The sequence below is a fragment of the Ruania rhizosphaerae genome, from assembly GCF_009805705.1.
In the GTDB taxonomy this organism is placed as follows: domain Bacteria; phylum Actinomycetota; class Actinomycetes; order Actinomycetales; family Beutenbergiaceae; genus Ruania; species Ruania rhizosphaerae.
Genome location: NZ_VSMB01000004.1, coordinates 258,486 through 283,839 on the forward strand (window position 1 = coordinate 258,486; position 25,354 = coordinate 283,839).

The 25,354-nt window shown below is 65.1% G+C and carries 19 protein-coding genes; 12 read left to right on the top strand and 7 right to left on the bottom strand.

The features are described from left to right. Positions 1-993 (bottom strand): Gfo/Idh/MocA family protein, encoded by a 993-nt coding sequence (locus FV560_RS08555; RefSeq protein ID WP_159621094.1) that lies wholly within the window; start codon positions 991-993, stop codon positions 1-3. After that, positions 990-1,874 (bottom strand): Gfo/Idh/MocA family protein, encoded by an 885-nt coding sequence (locus FV560_RS08560; protein ID WP_159621095.1) that lies wholly within the window; start codon positions 1,872-1,874, stop codon positions 990-992. The genes FV560_RS08555 and FV560_RS08560 overlap by 4 nt, the downstream gene beginning before the upstream one ends. An 80-nt stretch (positions 1,875-1,954) precedes the next feature. Between FV560_RS08560 and FV560_RS08565 the strand changes: the two genes are divergently transcribed. From FV560_RS08565 to FV560_RS08590, 6 genes are all read left to right on the top strand, one after another. Then, entirely contained in the window at positions 1,955-2,983 is a 1,029-nt protein-coding gene (locus tag FV560_RS08565) for a Gfo/Idh/MocA family protein (RefSeq protein ID WP_159621096.1), read from the top strand. Further along, a complete protein-coding gene (locus FV560_RS08570) occupies positions 2,980-3,969 on the top strand; it encodes a Gfo/Idh/MocA family protein (protein ID WP_159621097.1) in 990 nt (329 codons plus the stop codon). Before FV560_RS08565 ends, FV560_RS08570 begins: the two co-directional genes overlap by 4 nt. 16 nt (positions 3,970-3,985) lie before the next feature. Beyond that, the gene (locus FV560_RS08575; protein ID WP_159621098.1) at positions 3,986-5,434 is read left to right on the top strand and encodes a DUF1961 family protein; all 1,449 of its coding nucleotides are present in this window, start codon (positions 3,986-3,988) and stop codon (positions 5,432-5,434) included. A 102-nt stretch (positions 5,435-5,536) separates the two neighbouring features. Next, the gene (locus FV560_RS08580) at positions 5,537-6,784 is read left to right on the top strand and encodes an ABC transporter substrate-binding protein (RefSeq protein ID WP_159621099.1); all 1,248 of its coding nucleotides are present in this window, start codon (positions 5,537-5,539) and stop codon (positions 6,782-6,784) included. A 74-nt stretch (positions 6,785-6,858) separates the two neighbouring features. Beyond that, positions 6,859-7,797, top strand: coding sequence for a carbohydrate ABC transporter permease (locus tag FV560_RS08585; RefSeq protein ID WP_159621100.1), 939 nt, complete (start codon positions 6,859-6,861; stop codon positions 7,795-7,797). A gap of 62 nt (positions 7,798-7,859) precedes the next feature. Then, positions 7,860-8,690, top strand: coding sequence for a carbohydrate ABC transporter permease (locus FV560_RS08590; RefSeq protein WP_159621160.1), 831 nt, complete (start codon positions 7,860-7,862; stop codon positions 8,688-8,690). Between the two features lie 109 nt (positions 8,691-8,799). Here FV560_RS08590 and FV560_RS08595 read toward each other — a convergent pair whose 3' ends face one another. From FV560_RS08595 to FV560_RS08610, 4 genes are all read right to left on the bottom strand, one after another. Continuing rightward, the gene (locus tag FV560_RS08595) at positions 8,800-10,125 is read right to left on the bottom strand and encodes an enolase C-terminal domain-like protein (RefSeq protein ID WP_159621101.1); all 1,326 of its coding nucleotides are present in this window, start codon (positions 10,123-10,125) and stop codon (positions 8,800-8,802) included. 74 nt (positions 10,126-10,199) lie between these two features. Then, the gene (locus tag FV560_RS08600) at positions 10,200-12,716 is read right to left on the bottom strand and encodes a hypothetical protein (RefSeq protein WP_159621102.1); all 2,517 of its coding nucleotides are present in this window, start codon (positions 12,714-12,716) and stop codon (positions 10,200-10,202) included. A gap of 135 nt (positions 12,717-12,851) precedes the next feature. Then, positions 12,852-15,809 carry a hypothetical protein gene (locus tag FV560_RS08605; protein WP_159621103.1) on the bottom strand — a complete coding sequence of 986 codons (2,958 nt, stop codon included), beginning with the start codon at positions 15,807-15,809 and terminating at the stop codon, positions 12,852-12,854. 126 nt (positions 15,810-15,935) lie between these two features. Then, positions 15,936-18,836 (bottom strand): carbohydrate binding domain-containing protein, encoded by a 2,901-nt coding sequence (locus FV560_RS08610; RefSeq protein ID WP_159621104.1) that lies wholly within the window; start codon positions 18,834-18,836, stop codon positions 15,936-15,938. Between the two features lie 214 nt (positions 18,837-19,050). On the opposite strand from FV560_RS08610, the gene FV560_RS08615 reads away from it, so the two are divergent. The 6 genes from FV560_RS08615 (at position 19,051) to FV560_RS08640 (ending at position 23,962) form a co-directional block, all read left to right on the top strand. Beyond that, positions 19,051-20,529: a DUF4127 family protein gene (locus FV560_RS08615; RefSeq protein ID WP_159621105.1), complete on the top strand. Its 1,479-nt coding sequence runs from the start codon at positions 19,051-19,053 to the stop codon at positions 20,527-20,529. After that, the gene (locus tag FV560_RS08620; protein WP_235020010.1) at positions 20,526-21,452 is read left to right on the top strand and encodes a dienelactone hydrolase family protein; all 927 of its coding nucleotides are present in this window, start codon (positions 20,526-20,528) and stop codon (positions 21,450-21,452) included. Before FV560_RS08615 ends, FV560_RS08620 begins: the two co-directional genes overlap by 4 nt. 52 nt (positions 21,453-21,504) lie before the next feature. Beyond that, positions 21,505-22,482: a LacI family DNA-binding transcriptional regulator gene (locus FV560_RS08625; RefSeq protein WP_159621106.1), complete on the top strand. Its 978-nt coding sequence runs from the start codon at positions 21,505-21,507 to the stop codon at positions 22,480-22,482. Positions 22,483-22,543: 61 nt separating this feature from the next. Beyond that, entirely contained in the window at positions 22,544-22,777 is a 234-nt protein-coding gene (locus FV560_RS08630; protein ID WP_159621107.1) for a hypothetical protein, read from the top strand. Next, positions 22,719-23,081 carry a type II toxin-antitoxin system PemK/MazF family toxin gene (locus FV560_RS08635; protein WP_235020011.1) on the top strand — a complete coding sequence of 121 codons (363 nt, stop codon included), beginning with the start codon at positions 22,719-22,721 and terminating at the stop codon, positions 23,079-23,081. Before FV560_RS08630 ends, FV560_RS08635 begins: the two co-directional genes overlap by 59 nt. A 227-nt stretch (positions 23,082-23,308) precedes the next feature. Beyond that, positions 23,309-23,962 carry a hypothetical protein gene (locus FV560_RS08640; RefSeq protein WP_159621109.1) on the top strand — a complete coding sequence of 218 codons (654 nt, stop codon included), beginning with the start codon at positions 23,309-23,311 and terminating at the stop codon, positions 23,960-23,962. Between the two features lie 180 nt (positions 23,963-24,142). Here FV560_RS08640 and FV560_RS08645 read toward each other — a convergent pair whose 3' ends face one another. Beyond that, positions 24,143-25,258, bottom strand: a complete 1,116-nt coding sequence (locus FV560_RS08645; RefSeq protein WP_235020012.1) for an ATP-binding protein — start codon at positions 25,256-25,258, stop codon at positions 24,143-24,145. Between the last annotated feature and the right edge of the window lie 96 nt (positions 25,259-25,354).

A 25,354-nucleotide genomic window follows, 5' to 3' on the forward strand; every position in this document is an offset into this window, starting at 1 on the left:
TCATCGTGGCTGCACCGGCTTCCCGCTGCGCATCGACTCATACGCCGCCTCGATGAAGGCGACTGCGGCTCGGGCCTGGGTCGAGGTGACCACGGGCTCACGAGCGTTCTCGATTGCCCCGAGGAAGTCGAGGAGCTGCGCGCGTTGCATGTCGTTCGGCTCGAACGCGGGAAGGTCATGTTCCTGCGCCGTCACGAAGTGTTCGATCTTCCCGGCGATCGTCACGGCACTGCCGCCGTCGCCCATGATGGCCATCCGGATCGGCAGGTCGCCATACGCCGTGGTGCTCGCGAGGAAGGTGAGTACGCCACCGCCGGCGAACCGCGCGGTGATCGAGATGGTGTCCTCCACCTCGATGTTCTCGTGTGCGAGCAAGCCGCCGTAGGCGTGCACTTCCTCCACCTCACCGAGGAGCCACAGCGCCAGGTCGACCAGGTGCACGCCCTGGTTCATCAGCGCACCGCCGCCGTCCAGCGCCCACGTGCCGCGCCACGCGCCGGAGTCGTAATACTCCTGCGTCCGCCACAAGGCGATCTCGACGGTGGCCGAGGTAATCGAACCGAGGGAACCGGACCGGATCGACTCGCGCAGGAAGCCCGATTCGGGCAGGAACCGTCGCTGGCTGACCACGCTGAGCACCTTGCCCGAGCGCCGCTCGGCAGCGATGATGCGGTCGGCCGCGTCGACGGTCACGTCGATGGGCTTCTCCAGCAGCACATGCTTGCCGGCATCCAGAGCGGCAACGGCCGCATCGGCGTGCAGTCCGGACGGGATAGCGATCACGACGGCGTCGACGTCCTCACGCACCAGCAGTCCCTCGACCGTCTCTGCCTCGACTCCGTAGTCGGATGCGATGGACCGTGCCGCCTCGGCCGAAGCATCGGCGACGGCGACCAGCTCTGCGGGAACGTCGTCCTGACGAATCCGTTCCACATGCTTTCGGCCGATGATCCCGACCCCGATCACGCCGAACCGAAGGTGCGCGGCGGTCATGACTGCACCTGCCGAGTCGCCTCGAGTGCCTCGACGATCGCGCTGAGCACGACGACCGGTGCCATCATCGTCTCCCGCGACACGGGCGACTTCCCGGAAGAGATCGCCTCGACGAACGTGGCCAAGGCCGGAGCGTTGTAGTCGGGGTGGAGTGCGATCGGCCGGGTCACCACCCCATTGGTGTGGACCGCTGTGAGGTGGAACGGCACTCGCTCGGTGTCGGTGGGGGTCACGAAGGTCAAGGTGACATCGACGTCGGCGATCCGGAGCAACGCAGTCGTGGTGTCGCCGTGATGCTGAACGGTTGCGGCTATCTCGCCGGAAGCAACAGCAGGGTTGCCGAGCAGTTCGAGCGCGGCCTCCACGTGGTGGATCCCGTAGAAGAACAGGCCGGAGTACGGGCTGTCCGGATCGCCGGGGCCGACGATATGCAGGCTCCGCAGGGGGCCGGAGTCCGCACCTTCGCTGATCAGCTCGGCGATCTGGGGCACTGCCCGCAACGCGGACGAGGAGTACACCACCGCTCCGGCGTCAGCAGCGGCGTCCAGGATCGCGGCCGCGTCCGCCGGCGTGGTCGCCAGCGGCTTGTCCACGAGAACCGGCATACCGGCGGCGAGCAGCGGCTCCGCCTGCTCACGGTGCCGGGCACCGTCCCGCGTCGAGATGATCGCCGCATCGGCCACACCGATCAGCTCGGCCGGTTCGGTCACGATCGTCTCGATCCCGCCCACGTCGGCCAGTTCCGCGTTCCGTTCGGTGTGGCCGTCAGCCAGTGCCACCGCACGCACGCCGGGATGCCTGCCCTCCTCGTTGAGAAATCGGATGAAATGCCGGGTGTGGGAGTTCTCGGTTCCGATGAAGCCGATGCCGGTCACGCGCATGTCCTCTCGTTGCAGGTATCAGATCCATCCTGACATGCAATCGGTTGCAGTTCAAGGAGAAGCTCTCGTAGGGTGAGCTCATGCGGCAACACACGACAGCAGAAGCGATCGGTGTCGGAATCGTCGGCGCCGGCAGTATCGGCACCACCCACGCGCGGGCGTTGCATCACGTGGCGGGCACCACCCTGGTCGCCTACAGCGGCGGCAACCCGGAGGTGATCTCAGACGGCGGATGGCCGGCCGCCCGCCAGTGCAGTGCCGACGAGGTGATCGACCATCCGGATGTCGATGTCGTCGCGATCTGCACGCCATCGCAGACCCACGCCTCGCTCACGCTCGCCGCCACCGCGGCCGGAAAACACGCCGTCGTCGAGAAGCCCCTCGCCACCACGGCTGCCGATGCGGACCGCATCGTCGCTGCGGCACGCGAGCACGACGTCCTCGTCGCGATGGTCGCCCAACGGCGATTCGAGCCCGAGGTCGCCGCCATCAAGCAGCTGCTCGATTCCGGCGAGCTGGGTGAGATCCGGCTCGCCGTCACTCAGGTCCACTGGAGCCGCGACGACGACTACTACCAGGCAGCCCCCTGGCGGACCACGATGCCCGCCGGCGGATCCCTGATGAATCAGGGCGTCCACAACGCCGACCTGCTCCGCTGGCTGTGCGGCCCGGTCGACGCCGTGACCGCGCAGCAGGCCACCCTCGGCCATGACATGGCGGCCGAGGACACCACCGTGGCCACCCTGCGTCTCGCATCCGGCGGCCTGGGCCTCATCAGCACCTCGACGGCCACCCCTCCGGGCTCGGCCGCGACCCTGACCCTGCACACCTCGCGCGGCACCGTCGAACTCGGACAAGGGGAGATCCTGCGCTGGGAGATTCCGGGAGTCCCACGTCCCGCCTCATCGGCGTCGGTCACCAGCGGATCCGCCGATCCGGCCGCCATCGGCATCGCCGGGCACGTCACCATGTGGCAGGAGGTCATGGCCGCACTCCGCGAGGGGCGCCCATGCGCCATCGATGCACCGGAGGCAGCCCGCACAGTCCACCTGCTCGATGCGATCTACCGGGCCGCCGAGACCGGCACGCAGGTGGAGGTGTCGGCATGATCCGGGTCGCCATCCTGGGAGCAGCACATCCGCACGTCTCGTACGCGCTCGACGAGGTGGCCGCACGGGAGAACTGCACACTGGTCGCCGTCGCTGAACCGGACCCCGACATGCAGGCGGCACACCTGTCCGATATCGGCGACACACCACGCTACGACTCCCCCGCCGCGCTACTGGCAGCCCACCAGGTCGATGTCGCACTGGTCGCCGGCGTCTATTCCCGCCGCGGTGCGGCCGTGATCGCGGCCCTGGAGGCGGGGGCACACGTGGTGGCAGACAAGCCGCTGTGCACCTCCCTTGACGAGCTGGACCGGATCGAGGAACTCGCCGCCGCGGAGCACCGGCACGTCTCCGTCGTCTTCGAGAAGCGGTTCTATCCGGCCACCCTCGCCCTGCGAGACCTGCTCGACGCCGGCACCCTGGGCGAGCCGGCGCTGATGGCCAGTACCGGTCCGCACAAGCTCAACCTCCCCAGTCGCCCGGCCTGGTTCCTGGACCGCAGCACCTATGGCGGGATCGCCGGAGACCTCCCGGTGCACGACATCGACCTCGCCCTGATGCTCAGTGGCGCGACCTCGGGGACAGTCTCGGCCGTCACGGGCAACGCCCGGGCGGCCGACCACCCCCAATTCGATGACCATGTGGCAGTGCTGCTGCAGGCCGGGGATCTCACGGCCACGATCGAGGCCAACTGGCTCGCTCCGCAGGCAGCCGATGTGCACGGCCACTACCGGATGCGCCTGGCCGCAACGGATGGCACGGCCGAGCTGGACTGGGCATACGACTCCGTGACGGTCACCACGCACGACGAGCCCCGCCGTCAGGTGGACCTCCCGCCGGGCCTGCGCCCAGCGGCCTACTTCTTCGATGCAGTGGCAGCCGGCCACGAGCCGGAGATCACGACGGCGCAGAGCCTGCTGGCCACACGAGTCGCCTTGCTGGCTCAGGACAGTGCCGATCACGACGGCGTCCCTCGCCCCTGGTGAGAAAGGAACCCTTCCCGTGGACCTCAGCAGCCCCGACTGCCTGACGGGGACCGTACGCCCCCACGGCCCACACCGCTTCGTCACGGTTGACGGGCGCAGCGGCTATCACCCGACCACCCGCACGAGCGAACTCACCTTCGAGACCGACCTGCTGCGCGGGGCCGAATGGTCGCTCTCGTTGTGGGTGTGCTCGCTGGAGGATCTGGACGTGGCGGCACCGCTGGCGTGGATCCTCGAGCACGATCCCGAGGCACAGCGGTACCGGCTGGTCAGCGACACTCCCGTGGGCGGGGCCGGCGGGGTCTTCAGCTGGCTGTGGACCTCGCAGATCCGGCCGGCCATGCAGGCCAAGCTGGTCCACGGCACACCGGAGCCCGGGCGGCTGCCGGCGTCCACGCAGGTCGAGAGCCTGCCGTTGGCTGCGGCCACCTGGTACCACCTGGTGTTGACGTTCTCCGACCGGGAGAAGCGGATGTGTCTGTGGGTGAACGGGGTGCTGGCAGGGATCAGTGAGTTCGACTTCACCGCTGATGTACCGGGCACCCGACTCCACCTCGGCAATCCCGCCATGGTGTTCGCCTCGATCGAGGCAGTCGATCGTGAGCTCACCGCAGCCGACGTACGGGAGGAGTTCGCCTCGTCTGCCTCATCCCGTAGTCGTGCGGCAGCCGAGCGGATCCGGCCATTGTTCGAACCCCAGCCTCGCGCTCGAGTGGACTGGGAGCCCGGCTCCGACTGGAGCCTAGACCTACAGACGTCCTTCACCCATCCGAGCGATATCGACGGGTGGACGTTGCACGGCTGCCAGCGACCTCCGCATCAGATGAGGGAGCTGCGCACCACCAGCGAGGGGCTCGTGCTGCACACACCAGACGAGGTCGCGGACGAATCGCGCATGTACCTGTGGAGCCCGCAGATGTTCGAGGGCGATCTCGCCGTCCAGTTCGACTTCCGGATGGAGCAGGACAGCGGGTTCGGGATGCTCGTGACGCACGCGAGCGGGATGCAGGGCGAGGATGTGCTCGCCGATCCAGGTGACCTGGCACGCGGCGCCATGCAAGTCATCAACAGGAACCGGCTCCGCAACTACTACTGGGGCTTCTTCCGGCGCACCCCGACCACACCCAAGCACGTCGCCTCTCACACCCTGGTCAAGAATCCGTGGACGCGGAACCTTGCGCTGAGCGCTTCTCCGGTCGTCGAAGTCGGGCAGTGGCATCGCCTGCTGCTGGTGCAGGAGGGGGCACGACTGCGGGGCGCCATCGACGGCCAGTGGGTCGTGGAAGGCCACGACGACTCCTTCCAGAACTACGGCCCGATCTTGCGTACGGGGAGGATTGCGTTGCGGCTCATGTACCAGACGCGGATGCGGGTGCGGGATCTGCACGTGTGGACGCGCGCCGGAGATGTCGTGACCACACCACAGACCTTTCCCGCCAACCAGGCTGGCAAAGGTCACGATTGAGATACGTCCCTCCGGTGTCTTGACACGTCTCGTCGTCAGTCGTTACGTTGCATGCAACCGATTGCAGTTCCGACCAACACGATCGAACCCAATGGAGGGACCATGAGGCACAAGACCACAGTTGCCGCCGGTGCCGTCGCGACGAGCGCGCTACTTCTCGTCGCTGCGTGTAGCGGCAGCACTCCCACAGACACCACAGACGTCGACCCGGAAGAGGTCTCCGGCACCGTGACGTTCTGGACCTATCCGTTCTCAACCATCGCCGAGGCATCCTGGTGGCAGCCCTACGTTGACGAGTTCAACGAGGAGTACCCGAACGTCGAGGTCGAGGTCGTGATGCAGGCCTGGCAGGGACGTGAAGAGTCTCTCGTCACGTCGATCACCGGCAACAACGCGCCCGACGTCGTCTACTTCAACCCGGACTTCGTGCCGAAGTACGCCGACCAGGACCTGCTGCTCCCGATAGATGACCTGCGCGAGGACTGGGACCAGTTCTACGACTCCTCGCTCGAGGCCATGACCTGGGACGGCACCCTCTACGGACAGCCCATGCTGATGCAGCTGCAGACGTCCTACTGCAACACCGAAGTACTCGAGGAGGCGGGTGTTGCTGACTGCCCGACCACCTGGGACGAGTTCCGCGACGCCGCGCCGGCCATCCAGGAAGCCGGCTACTACGCAACCGAGTACAACGGAGTTTCCACGCTGAACCACACCTTCTACGTCTACCTCTGGCAGGCAGGCGGTGATGTGCTGAACGAGGACATGACCGAGGCGACGTTCAACGGCCCGGAAGGCCTGCAGGCACTGGAGTTCATCCAGGAGATGGTGGACAACGAGTGGGTTCCGCAGGAACCGTTGAGCATCGCCGAGCCCTTCGAACAGACCGATGCCGGGCAGGGGAACCTCGGATACGTGATGGGTTCGAACCTGGCGTCCACCCGACAGTTCATCGACCCTGACGTCATCGAGACCGTCCCGCCGATGAGCAACGTCGAGCAGGTTGCCTCTGGCTCCGTGGGTGCATGGTCGATCTTCAACACCACCGAGTCACCGGAAGCCGCTCAGGCCTGGGTCCGGTTCCTGGGTGAGCCGGAGTTCCTCGAGGACTTCCTGAGCGAGGCGGGGTACCTCTCACCGCGCGCTGACATCGAGGGCCTGTTCGCAGATGACCCGCAGATCGCCGGAGGAGCGGACTATCTTGAGCATCTCCGCACTGGTGTTCAGCACCCCAACGCTCGCGAGATCATCGACATGATTCGCCCGCACATTCAGAGCGTGCTGCTCGAAGGCGCCGATCCGCAGGATGCGCTGGACGCCGCTGCGGCCGAGGTCAACGGGCTTCTCTGACCCGGACAGATGTCTTTGTCTGCGTGGGGCCAGCCACTGCGCTGGCCCCACGCTTACTCAGAAAGGGATCAATCATGGCAGTAGCCACGGGATCCGCACCGGTGGACCAGACGGCGCAGGATGCGCGGCAGCCACCGACCCGCAAGCGAAGGTGGTGGAGGTCAAAGAGCGCGATTGCGGCGTACATCTTCATTGCGCCGTACGTGGTGTTCTTCGTAGTCTTTCGCATACTTCCAGCGATCTTCGGGATCGGTCTCAGTTTCGGCGAGTACAGCCTCACGGGCGCACTCACGTTCGTCGGGCTCGACCACTACGCCAGGCTCTTCGCTGACCCCAACTTCTGGGGAGCGCTCTGGGTCACGCTGAAATATGCCGCGATCGCCATGCCAATGACAGTGGTCCTCTCACTCGCCATCGCTCAACTGTGCAATCGGATGATGCGCGGCATGGCCTTCTACCGCTCCATCTTCTTCCTTCCCGCGGTGACGTCGCCGGTGCTCTCTGGCCTCATCTTCGTGTGGATCTTCTCCGAGTCGGGCCCGATCAATCGCCTCCTCAGCGCCGTCGGGCTCGAGCCGATCAGCTGGCTACAAGACAGTTTCTGGGTGCTCCCGGCGCTCGCCTTGGTGAGTGCGTGGATGAACTTCGGCTACAACATGCTGATCCTGCTGGCCGGCATGCTGGCGATTCCGCAGGAGTACTACGAGGCGGCAGCGATCGACGGCGCGAACGGGTGGCAGCGCTTCTGGCGCATCACGCTCCCGTCCCTGCGGCCGGCTCTCTTCTTCGTGCTGGTGCTCGAAACGGTCAAGTCGTTCCAGACCTTCGACACCATCTTCGTGATGACCGGCGGCGGCCCGGTGCGCGCAAGCTACACGCTCACCTTCATGCTCTACGACCAGGGGTTCGGCTACTTCGACTTCGGCTATGCCAGCGCGGTGGGTGTTGTTCTGCTGATCATCGCCCTGGTCTTCTCACTCATCCAACGCCGACTGGTCGGGAGGGACGACTGATGTCCATCACACGTGACCTATCGCCGGCTCCCGCTCCGACGCCGCCTCGCATGAGTGGTTCCATGCCGCTGTCCCGGCGCCTGACCCGGGCCCGCCGCCTCGCGCCGATGCATGTGCTGCTCATCGCTGTGGCGGTGGTGACAGCATTTCCCTTCTACGCCATGGTGATGATTGCCTTCCAACCGGGACAGGCCATCGTTCTGCCAGATTCGATGTTCCCGGATAGGCTGTCCGTCGCGGCCTTCGAGGACGCTCTCAACAGCCAGAACATTCCGCAGTGGGCGTTGAACTCAGCGATCTACTCCGTCGTGTCAGTGGTCATCGTCCTACTGCTGGCGTCAATGGCCGGATACGCCTTCGCGAAGAAGCGTTTCGCGGGACGTGAGGTGATCTTCTGGGTTTTCCTCGCGATGCTGATGATCCCCTACCACCTCACGATCATCCCGCAGTATCTCATCGTCGGCGGGCTCAACGGCCTGGACACCATGTGGGGAATGATTGCCGCAACGATCGCGAATGCTCAAGCGATGTTCCTGATGCGGCAGTTCATCTACAGCATCCCGGACGAGATGCTCGATGCGGCCAAGATCGACGGTGCCGGCGAGTTCCGTATCTACTGGTCGATCGTGTTGCCGCAGACCAAGCCGATCATGGCGACGCTGGGTACGTTCGTCTTCCTCTGGCACTGGAACGACTTCCTGTGGCCGATGATCTCGCAGCAGTCCCCGGAGAACTACGTGCTGACCGTGGGGCTGAATACACTGCAAGAGCAGCAGGTGCCGCTCGCGACAATGATGGCTGCGGCAGTGGTCAGCTTCATCCCGACTCTGATCATCTTCATCGTCCTGCAGCGGTACTTCGTCCGTGGCGTCATGATGTCGGGGATGAAGTAGAGCAGTGGTCCACGAAGATCGGTGACGGGCACCACCGCCCGTCACCGATCGGGGCGCAGGGCAGGGGGCGCGACTCGTATCAGGTGCGTTCCCTGCTCTGCCAGTCCCGCTACTGGGGAGTCCACACATCTGCGCCGTAGAGCCCCGCTCCGTCGAGCCCGTCCAACCTCACCTGACCGTCGTTCACGTTGGCCAGCTGTGGGAGCACGCTACGGAGCCCGTCATTGTCTGCGGGAGCGTACTGCCTGCTGTTGTACTCGAGCTGCGGCACACTCACCCGCAAGGCGCTGGCAATCCGCGCGGAGTGCACATACGCACGTCCGGTGGCGGTGAGATCCTGAACGGCGACGAACAATCCGAGGCGCCGCGCAACAGCGGCCGCGATCACCGCAGGTGTCTGTCCTTTACCCGCCTTGATGACCACCCCGGACCATCCCTCTCCGCGAATTCGCGGCAGTCTTGCGAGGGATGTGAATCCCTCGTCCATGATGGTGGGCACTCGTTCAGAGAGCCGCCACATCGTACGCGGGTCGGCAGCCGCTGAGCGGGGGATCGGCTGCTCCAGGTACTGCACCGCAGCGGCGGCGCCCGGATCGGAAGCCGAGAGTTCGTCCAGCATGGTCACCGCGAGGCTCGCGTCCGTATACCCCTCGTTCGGGTCGACGGCCAGGTGCGGCACGACACCCTGTGACCTCGCGGTGCGGTAGACATCGGCGATCCGCCGAGCATCGACCACAGGATCGGCTCCGGCCACTTTGACCTTGAGACGGTCGACACCCTCCTGCGCGATCCAGTCCGCAAGCGCAGTCGACCCGTCTCCTGCCGCCTCGGTGGTCAGCGGATCGGAGATGCCGACGACGTGCTGCACAGGCAACGACTGCCGCGGCGAAGGTTCGACCCCGTCGCCGGGGTAGCGGCCGGGCAGACCGTAGGCGCGTAGATCATCTGCCAGATGATCTGCCGTGTACATCCCGAACACGTTCTGACCCGCTGCGTTGCCCCACGCATCATGTAGCGCATTGTCGACCGCGCCCAGCGCCAGGGCTGCGCCCAGCTTCGGGACTCGTTTCTGCATAGGCGCCCGCAAGGCTGCCCGGAGGAGGGCCTCGGTGCCGGCGGCCAGATGTCCCCACATCGCGATCGGATCAGCAGGCTCGAGCTTTGTAGCCCGCTGCGCATAGCCGTGCACCAGCTCGCGCAGTACCGCATCCCGTTCTGCGACGGAGAGGTCACTTCCGGGCCATGCCCATGGCACCGACAGCACACTCTCACCGTGACCCGTTGCGCGTTCGCCTGAGCGATTCACGACCGCCACATCGACTTCAGCAACAGTGAAGTGCGTGATCGATCCCCCGCTGATCGTCAGTGGCGACGCAAGCTGGACGTCACGGTAGGCGATCGCAGTGTCGAGTACCCGGATGTCGGTCTTGGACATAGTGGCTTGCGTACCTCTTCTCGGTTCGGCTGAACGCCACGACCGATCCCTGCCACGGGGCAGCCGGGGGCGGACTAGGGAACGTATCGGTAGATGTTGGTCTCGTCGGCGAAGTAGATGTTCCCGGCCGTATCGATCGTGGAGTGGAAGGCGCCATCGGTCATGAGCGTCACGAACTCGTCAGTCTCGGGGTCGAAGCGGAAGAGTCTTCCACCGGAGTCCCCGTAGAACTGCCCATCCGGATGCAGATAGAGCTCGCTGAGCCGCCCCCAGTTGCTGCTCACCCGGGCTGGGGTCGAGACGGTGCGGGCTACCTCACCGCGTTCGACGTCGTATTCGAAGAAGACCCCGTTGTCGGCAAAGCCCCACAGATCTCCGTCGTGATCGAAGGCGAGAGCGTGTATCACTTCTGCTCCCGGGACCACCACGCTGCTGGAGACCAGTCGGTCTCGGCGGGTGTCCCACACGAACAGCTCCGCCTCGTCTTGGGTGGGCTCCGAGGACAGACCACCGTGAATGCTGGTACCGCCGTAGACCAGGCCGTCACGGTAGGCCAGTTCGGTGATGCTCTGGTCCTCGACGATGTTGCGGTGCACCTGGTACCGGCCGCTGTTCGGTTCGAACAAGGTCAGGGCGCCCCCGAGTTCGCCGTAGTTCGGGATCGTGGCCGCCGCCACCCGGGCTCCGGTGGAGACCAGGGAGACGGGCCTGTCCTGCCCGTACTGCTCCCGGCCGAGGCCGAGCACATGCGCCGGATTCTGCCCCCACTCCCAGTCCCGATTGCCGAGAGCGACGTGGAAGTCGGCGCCTGGGTATGTCCCGACGACGGTGCGGTTGTGGTGCGCCGTGATGCTGTCAGCCTGCTTGGGCCCGGTCAGCTGTTCGAGCTCACCAGTGGCCGGATCTAGCCGGGCCATCACCCCGGCGCTCAGATACGCACCGAAGTAGATGTTCCCGTCGCCACCGGTACCGACCGAGTGGACAGTCGCAGGAGCACCCACGATCGGTGGCTCGATGACATCCCCGGTGCCAGTGGCAAGGTTGTATCGCCAGATCGTCCCGTCTGCGCGATAGCCGATCAGGCTCTCGCCCGGGAAAGCCTCGGTGCCGAGCTCGACCAGGGACACGGCGTTGGTACCGTCCAACTCCTCGGCAAGGTCGCTCTCCGCCCAGCCGATGTCCAGGCTCTGCCTGGAGTCAGGGTCGAACGCCCGTACCGTGCCATCACCCACGTAGTAGGAGAGTCCGTCCGAGGAAGCCGCCGTCCACGGACCGACAGTTCCCCCGATACCGCCGATCCACTGTTCGGTCGCCAGGTCGTAGATCGCCGTGTTCTCCGCGCCTCCGGGCGAGAAGCTGACGAGCACGAGATCACCCAGCTGCTGCACCCGCGTGATGAAGTCCGCAGCCTGGGCGACTTCCTCAGGCAGCGGAATCTCCGCCAAGGCCGCCGTCTCCGGGTCCAGCACCATGAGGTGCGGATTGGTGCCCGTGCCCACCCAGAGGTTGCCCTGGATCATGCCGAAGCCCCACGCATACGAACCATCGTCCACGACGCTTCCATAGTCGTGGATCGCCCCGGTGGCCAGGTCGTAGGAGAACACCTTGGCGTTGGGATAGGTCGTGCCGAAGAGCATCCCCTCAGCGATGACGAGGCTGCGGAGCATGCGCTCGCCCGCGATCCTGCTCGCGAGCCGTTCCATCTCAGCGGATGCGGGGTCATAGCGCCACAGCGAACCGTCGTTGGGTCCCCGCACGCTCAAGTAGACGCTGTCGTCATCATCGACCACCACTGAGGCAGCGATGGAGTAGGCGTCCATGTCATGACTGTCCAGCAGTTCGCCGGTGCGCAGATCGACGACGTTGAAACTCACCGGTTCCCCGTCGGAGAAGACATATCCCACCGGGGTGCCATCGCTGAGGACGTCGGTTTCGGCCAGGCGGACGTTCGGGCTGTGGAACGCAGTGCCCAGGTCCGTGACCTCGAGTGGGGCGTGGGTGTGGGTGAGGCTGACTTCATCGACGTGGAAGGTCGAGATCCGGGCGATGTTCGAGTAGAGATAGATTGATGCAGTAGCGGCTTGCTCCGGTGCGCTGGCATCCAGGCGCAGTTGAGTCCACTCCCCAGCCGGTTCATCGGTGTAGTGCGCGTACTCCACATCGAGTTGGCGACCGTCCGCGTCGTAAAAGTAGACGTACAGAGTCGGTGAGCCACGTTCGATCAGCGCGCGCAGGGACAACTGGTATGAATGCCCGGCGCGTATCGGCATCCGGTCGCTCATCAGCCCATATGACCTGTCATCCTCCGGGTCGTCCAACCGAAGGCTGTGCTGACCCGAGAACACGGGATCGGTCACGACAGTGGAGCCTCCAGCTGTGCCGCCCCGCTGGTCCCAGCCCGGGATCTGCCCTTCCACGATCGGCTCCTCGAAGCCGCCGTTGATCGGGCCGACTCGCGAGTTGTCTGGCGAGTCGGCCCGGGCAGTACCTTGCCCTGCCACGCTCAACGCAAGCAACGCCAGGCAGGCGAGTGCCGCCAGCAACGAGCGAATGAACGGCCGGGCGAGTACAGCAGATCCTTGGGATGTCATGAGTGACCTCTTCACCATTTGATCGATCGGACCATCGGGGCGGCGGAGTCAACCGTGAGGCTGGCTCCTCCTTGCTAGCGGGTGTATTCGCCGTAGTGGCTCAACCCAACGGGGTCGATGAAGCAGCGCGGCAGATCATCCACCCGCCACGACCAGCCCGGCACACTGACCATCGGCCGAGCCGGTGATCGTGTTGGCACTGGCCTCATCGTCCGGAACGGAGGCGTTGTCGGAGCACTGCACCGAGCCATGTACGTCGTTGCCCGCGAACACGAACTCATCCGTCGTGCCAGTCACCGACACGGCACCGCGGATCTGACTGTCGCGCACCTGCACACTCACAGCATCCACTGCAGTCAGGCCGCCACGGATCTCACTCAACCCCTCGACGACCAGCACACCACCGGCCTCGACCGATACGCCACCGTTCACACTCGCAGCCTCGACGCATAGGACCTCCCCATCGGCGACAGTGAGACCACCGTTGACCCGGTCGGTGAGTGTCTCGCTGCAGGTCACTGGCTCCTGTGAGCCGGCCGCGTTGTACCGGAACAGGTTGGCACCCGAACTCAGGTAGACGTCGCCGTCCTCGTCCACGGTGCTCCACTGGAGACCGTTCGCGATCCGCGTTGTCTCACCAGTCTCGGGATCGTGAACGCTGAAGCGGCTGCCCGCCGTGACGTAGATTCTCCCGTCAGCATCTGACATCGAGACCGTGCCGTACGCCCAGAAGGTCCTGCCGTCTGGGTAGCGGCCACCCACGGTGCCCATGATCTCCGACTCACCCGTAGCGGGGTCGTAGGCGAACAGTGCCTCCTCGGCGACGCCCCACACCACGCCGTCGGGGTCGACCATCAATCCGGTGATGCCCTCGCGCTCACTCCCGGCCGGGTCGATCGTAGTGACGACGCTCCGGGTCTCCGGATCGAAGACGATCAGCTTGCCCGCCGTGTTGCCACTCGGGTCCGATCCGAGCCCGCCATCCACAGTGCTGCCGAGGTACACCAGACCGTCGACGGGATTGTACGCGACAGAGACAATGTTCTCGTCCTGGCCAATCTCGGAAGTCAGCCATTCGTGCTCACCGGTCGCCGCGTCCCAGATCGCCACACCGCCCTGGGTCTCACCATAGGTGGCCACCGACCCCATGTAGAACTCGTCACGGTCAGGGCCATATGCCATCCCGAACGGTCGGTCCTGCCCAAAGTCGACCCCAGTAAATAGCGTCGGCACGGTGCTGGGATCTGCGGGTTCATAGGTGGCCGGGTCGAGCCGGTCGAACCTGGCTTCTCCATAGGCACCCAAGTACAGTTGCCCGTCCCGAATCGCAGCGGATTCGAACTGACCACGCTGCATCGTCGGCCCATGGGTGTCGCCATCCTTGTCAACTTGCGACAGGCCCACCATGTATCCCGATGCCCACACAGTGTTGTCCGGGCCCGCGAAGAGCTTCTGAATCAGCGTCGGCTGAGCAAATTCAACCGGGTTGGCCGACAGGAGCTCCTCTGCCTCAAGATCGGCGACGAAGACTCCAGACGCCGACGTCCCATACAGCAGCGACGTACCACTCGATGAATCCACCACACCGTTGGAAAGGTACCCACCGATCGTTATGTCGGTGGACGTGAAGGAGTTCGTGGCCGTGTCATAGATGAGCAGTCCACCACCGCCGGTCGAGAAGATGGCGGTACCCCTTTCGGCGCCCTCAATACTGTGGTGACCGAAGAAGAATCGGGTCTGCTCGGGATCCCAGTGGATGACATTTCCCGCGAGATCAAGCACGAGCATCCGCAAACGCGCCTGGGCGATGATCCGGTCGCCGACGATGTCCATCCTGCTGATGGTGTTGGCCCCCTCATCACTCAGTCCAGGGACGAGCGAGTCATCGGCTATCAGGGTCTGCTCGCCGCGACCGCGCTCCTCGATCTTCCAGATTTGCGGCTCTTGCACACCGGTGCCGACGTAGACCGTCTCGGTCTCGGCGTGGTAAGCGATTGAATGGATGTAGTCGATACCGGCACCGATCTGCCGAAGGAACTCAACCTCGTCAGTCTCAGGATCAATCAGATAGAGCCGGCCCTCCGGGTAGGAGCCGACATACATCGACCCGTCAGGACCAGGCGACATTCCGAAGGTGGAGTCCTTATGACCACTGAATCGGCCCAGATCGGCACACTCACCAGTCAGTGGATCATATCTCCAGAGTTTGGAGTCATGGTACGTACCCCAGTAGACGCGGCCGTCGTCCGCGATATTCAAGTTTCTCGCGTTCTCGGCGTCGCCGAGCTCGCACGTTCGAAGTTGTGCGCCTGTCTCGATGTCGGTGACCGCGAATGCCGCTGGGTATCCACTCGAAGGATTCCCCTTGAAAACCTGATACGAGACGTGCCTACCGTCCTCGATTCCCTGGGCCGCCTGACTGGGAATCTGACTCGTCACCGGGGTCCCCAGGTACTCGAGATTCTCATCCTGGGCGAGAATCGTCTCGACGGGAGACAGTTCGGGCTCCTCAGGCTCCTCGCTCGCCAGCCCGAACCACACATCATCGATGAACGTGTTGAGCGTCGCCCCGGAGACAGCATAGAAGAGCAGTCGTGCCGAGACCGTGCCCTCAGGGGCTTCGAAACGAACTGATGTCCGCTGCCAGGTATCCGTCGTCGAACGGACCATCTCGTACGGCTGGCTGATCACGTTGCCCTCGGCATCGTCGAAGTAGAACGTGACGCTCAGCGCGCCGCCCTCGCGGTACTGGTCGAAACTGAGTTCATATGTCTCACCCGCGTCCGCCGGCACCGGGTCTGAAACCAGCCCACCGGTACGCATCCCGTCCTCCCGGAGGATGTGCAGACTCCGCACGCCGTCGCTCGCGCGCTCGTCGGTGAACGAAACAAGTTCGTTCCTTCCCCACAGGGGCGCCCAGCCTGGCGCGTTGGTAGCGTCCTCGCCTTCTTCAAAGCTCGTGTTCGTGAGCCGATTGGGCTCCTCAGCGGGTGTCTCGCCCGCCGCATGTGCGCTGACTCCGGCTGCGGCGAGCATCACTCCCGCCAGCAGGACGCCAGCTGCTCGCGTCAGCAGGGTTCTGGACTGGGTCATGGTCATCGTCTCCTTCGGGGCATGATCTCGGTGTCGTGCTCTGATTCATCAAGCGTTCGTGGGCGAATCAATGCGGCTGGATGCTCGGAGCTTCGTTCAGCGAAGCTGCGGATCTCTGGGGCGGATTCACCCATCTCCCAACCCGCCAGGGACGCCGAAGTAGACGTTGTCGACGAAGGACTCGCCGACGATCCCGCTGGAGCTGTAGATCATCACTCGCGCCGCGACGGCGCCTTCTGGCACCTCAAAGCGAAGGTCGGTCCGTTCCCAGGTGTCGAGAGTGGGCTCGACGAGCTCGTACGACTGATCGACCACGTCGCCGTCGGCGTCGTCAAAGAAGATCGTCGGAGCCAGTCGGCCGTCGATCCGGTACTGATCGAAGCTGAACTCATAGGTGGCACCTGCCTCCACGGGAACTGAGTCGGATACCAACCCTCCGCCGCCTGAGGTCGAGGTGTCCCGGACGTGCAGGCTCCGAATGCCATCGCTGGAGCGTTCGTCCGTCAACGAGACGTAATGCGCTGATGCGGGCCAACGCAGCGACCAGCCGGGGATATCGGTCACGTCCGCGCCTTCTTCGAAGCCGGCATTGACGAGAAGATTCGGCGAATCGTCCTCGACCGGTACCAGGACTGCGCACTGGCCGCCGGCAGACCCGGTGACAGTGTTCAGGCTCCCCTCGTGGTGAGGTTGGGAGGAGTTCTCGGAGCACTCGAGAGATCCACGCACCGTGTTGCCTGAGAGAACGGTCTCGTCCTGAGTTCCGGTCACCGTGACTGCACCGCGAATCTCCGAGTCCCGGATCTGCACGCTCCGCGCATCGGTGGTGCTCACTCCCCCACGGATTGAGGAATCATCGACCAGCAACGCTCCGCCTACTCCCACCGTGATCCCGCCGTTCACACGCGCACCCTCAAGGCAGGCCACGTCACCTGCCGCAACCGTGAGTCCGCCATTGACCGTGTCCGTGAGTGTCTGGCTGCACACCAACTCGGGCTCCACCCAGCGATAGAGGTTCGCCTGGCGGGCGTAGTAGTAGGAACCGTTGCGGTCAATGGCCAGGCCGTACGCATCGTCGAACAGAACAGTCATCTCCAGCGTCTCAGGGTCGATCTCGAAGAGCTGGTTGTTGGAGGAACCGACGAGTTTTCCCTCGTGCCAGAACAACTCGCGACCCGTCGCATAGATCGAGCTGTCATCGAAGTCGAAGTAGCGCTCGGTCAACACCACCTCACGGGTGGTCGGGTCGAACTTGAACAGCTCGTTGGCCGTGAAGCCCCAGAGGTTGCCGTCATTGTCGAAGGTGAGCGCCGAGACGTTTTCGGCACCGGGGACAGGGACACCGGAATACACAACCTCTGACGTCGCCGGATCGAAGACGAAGAGGTGTCCTTCTGTGGTGCTCGGCTCCACGCCGATGCCACCCCAGATGCCGGTGCCGCCGTATATCAGCCCGCCCCGGTAGGCCAGTGAGAGCACGGTCTGGTCGTTCACCACGTTGCGGAAGACGTCGACATCACCAGATTCGGGGTCGAAGAGAGACAGTGCGCCCCCCAACGTGCCGTACGTCGGCATCGTGCCGACCGCGACGACGTCACCGGCCGATGCGAGCGCGAGTGGCCGGTCCTGTTCCTCCCCGAGCCGGATATCGGTTCTCGGGTTCGAGCCCCACGACCAGCTCTGGGTCGTGTCGTAGGCATGAAGCCTCGCCCGCGTGTACATCCCGGCGACAAGGTAGTCGCCGTGCGCGACGATCTCCTCGGGCTGCCCGGTGCGCGTCGGGTACACGATGCTCTCCCCCGTGTCAGCATCTGTGCGCGCGAGACCTGGAGGGCTCGCGTAGCCGCCGGTCCAGATGTCACCTTGCGGGCCCACACCAAGCGAACGGATCAGGTATCGCGACGGCGCCACGTCCGGTTCAAAGGTTGACGTGGCCCCTGTCTCGGGGTTCCAGGCGTAGAACGTCCCCTCATCGGTCGCGGTGACGAGGGTCTCACCGGGGAATCCCTCCGCCGAGAGTTCCAGCAGACCGAAGCTGCGCTTCTGCCCCCGGTGGCCGAACGAGATCTCACGCGTCTCACCTGTGTCGATATCAAAGGCGAGGCCGTCGGAGAGCTGCATCGGGATCAGCGCTTCGCGGCGCTCCACACCCGAGTCGATCGTCGTCACCACGGGTGAGAGGTCCTGACCAGCTGCCCGCGGGATCTCCTCGATCCAGGCCTCCTGTGCGAGCGAGTACACGTGCAACACCGCGTCGCTCATCCGGGCGAATACGTAGTCCCCACGCACGCTGAGGTCCTGGACGAACTGCTCATCCTGGGCCGCAGTGGGCAATTCGATCTCGCTCATCGCGCCGGTCTCGATGTCGATCTGCACCACACCGACAGTCGTCCCCGTGCCCGCGTAGATGTACTCATCGTCGACGTCGATGCTTCGCACGTACATTGCCCCGTCGAGCACGGAGCCGTAGTCACGCCACTCATCCGCCGACGGCTCATAGGAGATCACCTTTCCGTCGCGGTAGGTGCCGAAGTAGATGCGGCCGTCGCTTCCTGCCGCAGCGCCGAAGAAGTGGGTCTGTCCGAACGGTTCGACGGCGATTACGTTGAGCTCGTTGTTCTCGACGTCGTACTGAAAGACCTCACCAGTCTTGGTGGCGCCGAAGTAGACGTCGCCGTCCGGTGCCGTGACGAACTCCCATATCTGCACGCCGAAGCCGTCGATGTCGTACTCCAGCAGGCGCTCGCCTGTCTCGATATCGACCGCGCTGAACGCCGATGGTGACCCCGTGGAGACGAACAGTCCGATGTTGCGGCCGTCGGGATCGGTCGTATAGCCAACCGAAGCGGAGCCGTAGCCGGTCATCGTGGGGCCGAGGTCTTCCTCGACACGGCTGGTCTCCTGTGCGATCCCGGATTCGTTCGTGGGCGGCGTCGCGACAGCCGCCACCGGCATCAGCATCGTTGCTGCCAGCCCGACCAGCGCTGCCGTGCTCACGGCGCGGCGTGGATTCGTGGAGTGTCCCATCTCAATCTCCTTCACTGCAGATTGGACGACGCGGAGTTGCCGCGTATGACAAGTGCAATCGGTTGCATCGCATTGCTGTGTGACGCTACCGTGGTTCATCAGTCGGGCACAACCCCCAGCGCGAAGTAGCAGCCGATACCAGTTCTGGGGATGAACCGACCTGGTTTGCTGCCCACGCCGCGGTCGCGGGGCTGACGAGACGACAAGGAGATCCATGCGCATCGCCCTCCTCCCACCCGACGAGCGTCCGAACACGGCCGGCTACGCCGAGTGGATCGGCCGGTGCTGCGGAGTCGACGTTCTCTTGCCTCCGCGCCACCTGATGCCGCGCTTTCGTGAAGGCGCGAATACGGCCGGGCTTGCCGTCTGGCTCCGTGAGGTCGACCAGGACGTCGATGCCTTCGTCCTCTCGCTCGACCTCCTGGTGCACGGCGGACTCATCCCGTCCCGGAACACGCCGGACGGAATCCTCGATGCACTCCCGCGGCTGGAGGTGCTCCGGGGACTCACCTCCCCGATCACGGCCTACCAGGTGGTCACCCGCCTGCCCCACTACGACAACAACACGCGCAGCCGGCAAGAGCCCGAGTACTGGGCGACACATGGTCGACGTTTGTTCGAGCTGTCCCAGGCCTGGGACAACATCGAACACGGCGAAGCCAACGCCGACCAGGTGAGTGCTGCCCGGGAGGCCGTGCCAACCGACGCGGTGGCAGATCAGGTTCAGCGGCGCCTGCGCAACCACACCATCAACCTCACAGCCCTGTCCCTGCTCGCCGACGGCACAGTGTCTACGCTCGCGATCACGTCCGACGACACCGCGCCCCGGGGACTTCCCGCATCGGACCGCCGCGCCCTGGACCGATGGAACGACCGCCTCGGCACGCGCGCCCTGTTCTACCCCGGGGCCGACGAGGTGCCGAGCGTGCTGACGGCACGGGTCGCGGCCGAAGCAAAGGCGGTGACGCCACGGATCTGCGTGCGGTGCCCGGAACCGGGTGGTCTCGACCGTACGGCACCGTATGAGGACCGCCCGCTCGCCGACGGCATCGGCAACCAGATTCGCGCGCTCGGAGCTGCCCGTGTGGACGATCCAGCCGATGCGGATGTCGTGCTCGTTGTCCATCCACCATCCACGACGCCCGGGGACTGGACCGGCGAGGTGCCAGAACCGAGCACGGCAGCAGAGCGTGAGGAGCTCGTCGCCGAGGTCGGGGCCCTGCTCTCCGAGGGTCGCCGCGTCGCGCTCGCCGACGTGCGCTATGCGAACGGTTCGGACCCGCTGCTGGTCGATGCCCTAGACGCCGCGAATCTGTTTCCGCGCCTGGTCTCCTACGGCGGGTGGAACACGGCCGGCAACACCCTGGGGACCGCGCTCGCCGCCGCAGTCAGCGCGATCATCGATGACTCCGACGACGCATCCCGTGAGCGCGAGCAGTTCCTGGCGAACAAGATCATCAAGGACGGCCACTATCTGCCGGTGCTGCGCCCACGACTGCAGCACGAATTCATGCAGCGGGGGCTGACGGATCCGCCGCTGGAGGAGATCCCCGAGTTGGAGCGGCGCGTCGAGGACGAACTCAACGACTGGGCATCTGGCATCGACGCACTCGACGGGTGGCGGGTACGCGACGTGCGCTGGCCCTGGAACTACTTGTTCACCGTGGACTTCGACCTGGAACGGGTCCGGTGAGCACCTCCGGACACGAGACTGGTCACGCCGCCGGTCCCACCGACCGGATCGACCGAACCAGCTGGATCGACCTGATCGGTGCACGCCGCGCCGTCGACGGATCGTGGCGGCTCGGCGAAACGGAGCCCGGCCCCCACGGCAGCGTGCAGCGCCCGCTGCACCTGCGAAGTTTCGGAACAGACGTGACGGCGGTGCTGCTCACGCCGGATGCCACCTCACCTTCCGCCGTCGTGGTGGTGCCGTTCTACGACACGGATACCCTGCTGGGACGGCCGAGCCCGCTCTATCCGGCGGGCCGCCCGGGGCCGGGCCGGGACTATGCGCTGCGCCTGGCCGCGCGCGGCCTCGGTGTGCTCGCTGTGCCGTGGTGGGCGGAGTTGCTCGCCGAGCGCGAGGGCCCCACCGAGTTATCCGCGCGATATGGTCCACCGGCCGCGGCGCACGCCGCGCAGCATCCGGGCGTCACCGGCCTGGGCCGCAGCGTCGCCGATCTGCTGCTCGCCATCGATGCACTCACCGAAACCCCTGGGGTCGACGCCGATCGAATCGGCACCTTCGGCCACTCCCTCGGCGGCAAGCACGCGCTGTTCCTCGCCGCCCTCGATCCACGGATTCGCGCCGCCGTGGTGCACGAACCAGGTGTGGGCTTCGCGCACTCGAACTGGCAGGACCCGTGGTATCTGGGCGATCAGGTGCCACGACACCGCGACCTGGACGAACTCACCGGACTCATCTCCCCTCGCCCCATCCTGTATGCCGGCGGTGGGGCGTCGGACGGGTCGCACAACGCCGACATCGCCCAGCGTGCGCAGCAACACTGGCCCGATTCGGGATTCGATGTGCTGATGCACAACACGGGCCACCCGCTTCCCGACCACGTGTTCGCCGCCTGCGCTTCCTGGCTCACCGACCATCTGAACTAACCTTGCGGGGAGTATCGTGCCGATGAACCGACGACGGACAGGGGGCGCACGCGTGAAGGCGACCATCTACTCGATCGCGCGAGAGCTGGACATCTCGGCATCGACCGTTTCGCGTGCCTTCTCCCGGCCGGACATGGTGAACGCGAAGGTCCGCGAGCGCATCCTCGCTACCGCGCAAGCTCAGGGATACGAGCTCAACCGCGCCGCCCGCGGGCTCGCCACCGGACGCACCGGACTGATCGGCCTAGTGGTGCTGGACATCACCAACCCGTTCTTCCCGCCCCTGGTCCGCGCGGTCGAGCGCGCGGCGAGCGAGTCGGATACGTCGGTGATGCTGCTCGACGCCGAGTCCGGCGGCCAGAAGGCCGCCGACCAGCTCAAAAGGCTCAGTGCCCAGGTCGACGGCCTCATCGTCGCCTCACCGCGCCTGGCCACCAAGGACCTGCAGGCAGCCGTCGGATCGACGCCGACGGTGCTGGTCAACCGGTCAGTTCGCGGCATCCCGTCGGTGACCTGTGACAACTCCGCCGCTCTGCGGGAAGCGGGTGACCACCTGGTCGAGCTCGGCCACCGCAGAATCCTGCTGCTGCGCGGACCCGCAGGATCATGGGCGGCAAGCCAACGTACGAACGCCGTCCGCTCCTGGGCGCAGCACACCTCAGCCGATGTCGAGCTCGTCGAGCTGGGACCCGTCGAAGCCACCTACGAAGCCGGCTGGCACGCAGCGGAGGCCATCGCTGCGAGCGGGGCGACGGCGATCATGGCCTTCGACGACTACCTCGCCTGCGGTGTGGTCGGCGGGCTCGACGAGCAGGGCCTGTCCGTCCCGGACGATCGCAGCATCATCGGCTGCGACGACGTGCTCCTCGCGCGCACGCTGACACCGCAGCTGAGCACCGTGACAGCTCCGTTCGAAGAACTGGGCGCCCGCGCGGTCACCATGCTCAGCGAGGTGAGCGCCGGTGGTGCGCCCGGGAATCAGAAGTTGTCCGGGGTGTACGCGCCACGGGGGACGACGGGGAAGGTGTGACGGCGGCGACATAGCGAGGACCTCTCTCGCGGTGTCTTACGCTCCGTGAGACACTCGAGCTATGGCCGCAACGATCACATTCCGTCCCGATGATGAGGCTCGGCTCGCACTCGATGAGTTGACCTCCGATGGAACTCCCGTGTCGCGGGCGGTGCGCGATGCCTTGGTCGAGGCGGCTGCCAAGCATGCGAAGTCCCGGCTACAGGCCGAAGCTGAGGCTCTGGCTGCGGATCCCGATGACCGTGCTGAGGCCGCGCAGGTTTTGCGCGACATGGAGTCTCTGCGTGCGTGGTGATGTCTACCGTCTGCGCGCGCCCCGCGGCACCGGGGGTCACGAACAGCAGGGATCTCGCTACGCAGTCGTTGTGCAGTCCGATGATCTGCATCTCCTGTCGACCTGGCTGGTCGCTCCCACGTCGACGTCGGCGCGCCCTGCCACATTCCGCCCGAGCGTTGGGATCGACGGCATCGAAACTCGCGTCCTCGCCGAACAGGCGAGCGCAGTCGATCCGAGCCGGCTCGGCGACCGGATCGGGCACCTGGGCTTCGATGAGTTGCGTGCGGTCGACGCCGCGCTGCGTGTGGTGATGAGCCTGTAGCGCGATGAGATGGCCCTCACCGTGGCGACGTGGCGGAGCCTGTCACCACAGTCACGTCACAACTCACTCAACGAGACCTGCCGGTGCTCACGTGCGCTCCGGTGCACGGCCTCGGTGAAGCGCATGTAGCGCACGCCGTCCTCGAAGGTCGTCCGGCTTCGAGGGCCGCTGTCGGTGGCTTCTGATCTGCTCGTATGTGTCCTGTCAAGCGTCACAAGGAGAATGGGATGTCCGAGAAGCAGCAGACCCAGCACAATCAGGTCACCGGCGGAAGCGTCGGAGGCATCTTCAACGGCGGCAACAACGGCACAATCGTCGTGAATCCCGGAGCCCCGGAGAACCCAGTCCAGCCCTACAGCGCCCGCGTCGTCATGAACCTGCCAACGCAGGGCGCCCTCGCCACGACCGCGGCTGTCATCACCATCGTCACGTTCTCGACCGGGTGGAGATCGCTCACGCCGCTCATCCAGGTGGTCAACGGCCTCAGGGAAGGACGCGACCTTCTGCCACCTGCACCGGGCGATAGCCAAACTTACTGGTTGCTCGCACTCTTCGTGTGCATCGTCGCACTGGTGGCCGTGTTCGCGGGCCTGCGTCACGTAAGGAATCAGACGTTCCAGCCACCTCGCCTGAGCACCCTCCCGGCACTCGCGGGCGTCACCGACAAGCGCTCCCGCAAGCGGCTCGCGTTGGTGCGGTTCTCAGGAAACTGCATCATCTGCAACGGACAGCTGCGGTTCTACGACAAGCCGGTCGAATGGCATGACGAGGTCATCAACGGTCGACGCAAGCGGATCATCGACCGGCGGGAGCCCGCCGCCGAGTGCAAGAAGAACCCCAAGCACTGGTACCCGATGGACATCACGGACTTGATCACCTGAGCCGCTGCGGCGCTAGCCGCGGTATCTCATGCGGCCGGGGCAGCGAGGCGGTGCTAGTAGTTAGTCGATCTTGAGGAGTTCGTGTCGTTGGGCCGGGCCCATACGCGTGAGAGGCGCCCGGGGGTTACATCGGGGGGCGGGCTCCCGAGTCGCGTACAGCGGGGTCGTCGTCGTGGCGGCTCAGAAGTGGCGAAGATCTGCAGTCGCATGTTCGCGGAGGTACTGGCGCAAGTACGGGATGGTGAACTCGACCTTGCCGTACCCGGCGGGCTCGATGACCTCGGCGTCGATGAGACGCATGCGGTACTGACCGGCATAACTGCTGTTCACGCCTAGCCGTGCAGCGATGTCCGCCATGCGGCTGGGGCCTTGCGCATCGTCTGCCATCGCGATGAGGAATGAGCGGTCCGTGGGAGAAAGATCCGCCATCGCTGGCGCATGCACCAGTTGCCCGATCTTGCGTTGAGCCTGCGCAACCCCTCGCTCAACATGGTCGCTCGAGATCTCGTGCTCACCATGAGCCGCCCGCCAGGCCTGCTGTCCCACAAGCTGGATCATGAAGGGATAGCCTTGAGTGCCCGCGACAGCGGCGCTCAAGGCGTGATCACTTATCGTGCGGTCTCCGTGGGAGATCGGCACGCGAAGCGCCTGGCGCACGTCGTCTTCGCTGACGGAGCCCAGGTGGCGTCGGTCCGCGCGACGCAGGAAGGTCGAGGCATGCGTTGATGCGAGCAGGTCTTGGACCATTGACGGCAGCCCGGCCGCTACAAATGCGACATGCCGCCCTTCCCGGCGCAAGTGCTGCAGAGTCGAGCCGAGAAGTTCGATGTCGTCGTCACGGTGGATCTCGTCGATCGTGATGAGCACGCCGGTCTCAGGGCTCATCGCGTCGAGCAACTGATTCATCCGAGACCGGAAGTTCGGTTCGGGCTCGTTCAACTCCTTGACCTGCCGCTGTGCGCCGAATCCGCCGCCTACCGAAAGGCCAGTGATCCTCGACTGGGTCTGGTTCGGCTCCAGCATCCGCAGTGCCTCAGGTACCGCCGTATGTGTGAGGCGGTTCAGGACTCCTCTGCCTGCGGTTTCCGACAGCACCACCCACCCTTCGCTCTTCGCCACATCTTCGTAGGCATTGAGCATGACCGTCTTGCCTGTGCCACGCAGTCCGGTCACCAACGTGATCCGCTCGATCGCGCCGATACCCTCCTGCAACGCCACGCGAAAATCGTCGATCTCGTGCTCGCGACCGACGAGCAACGGTGGCGTAACGCCGAATCCTGGGGTGAACGGGTTCACGGCCAGCATCCTACAGCGCCTATGAGAAGTTTTAAATCTTTTAAAACTTCTCATACTGGGGTTGGAGTGGTTCTCCCGACTAGTTCAAGCATCCGC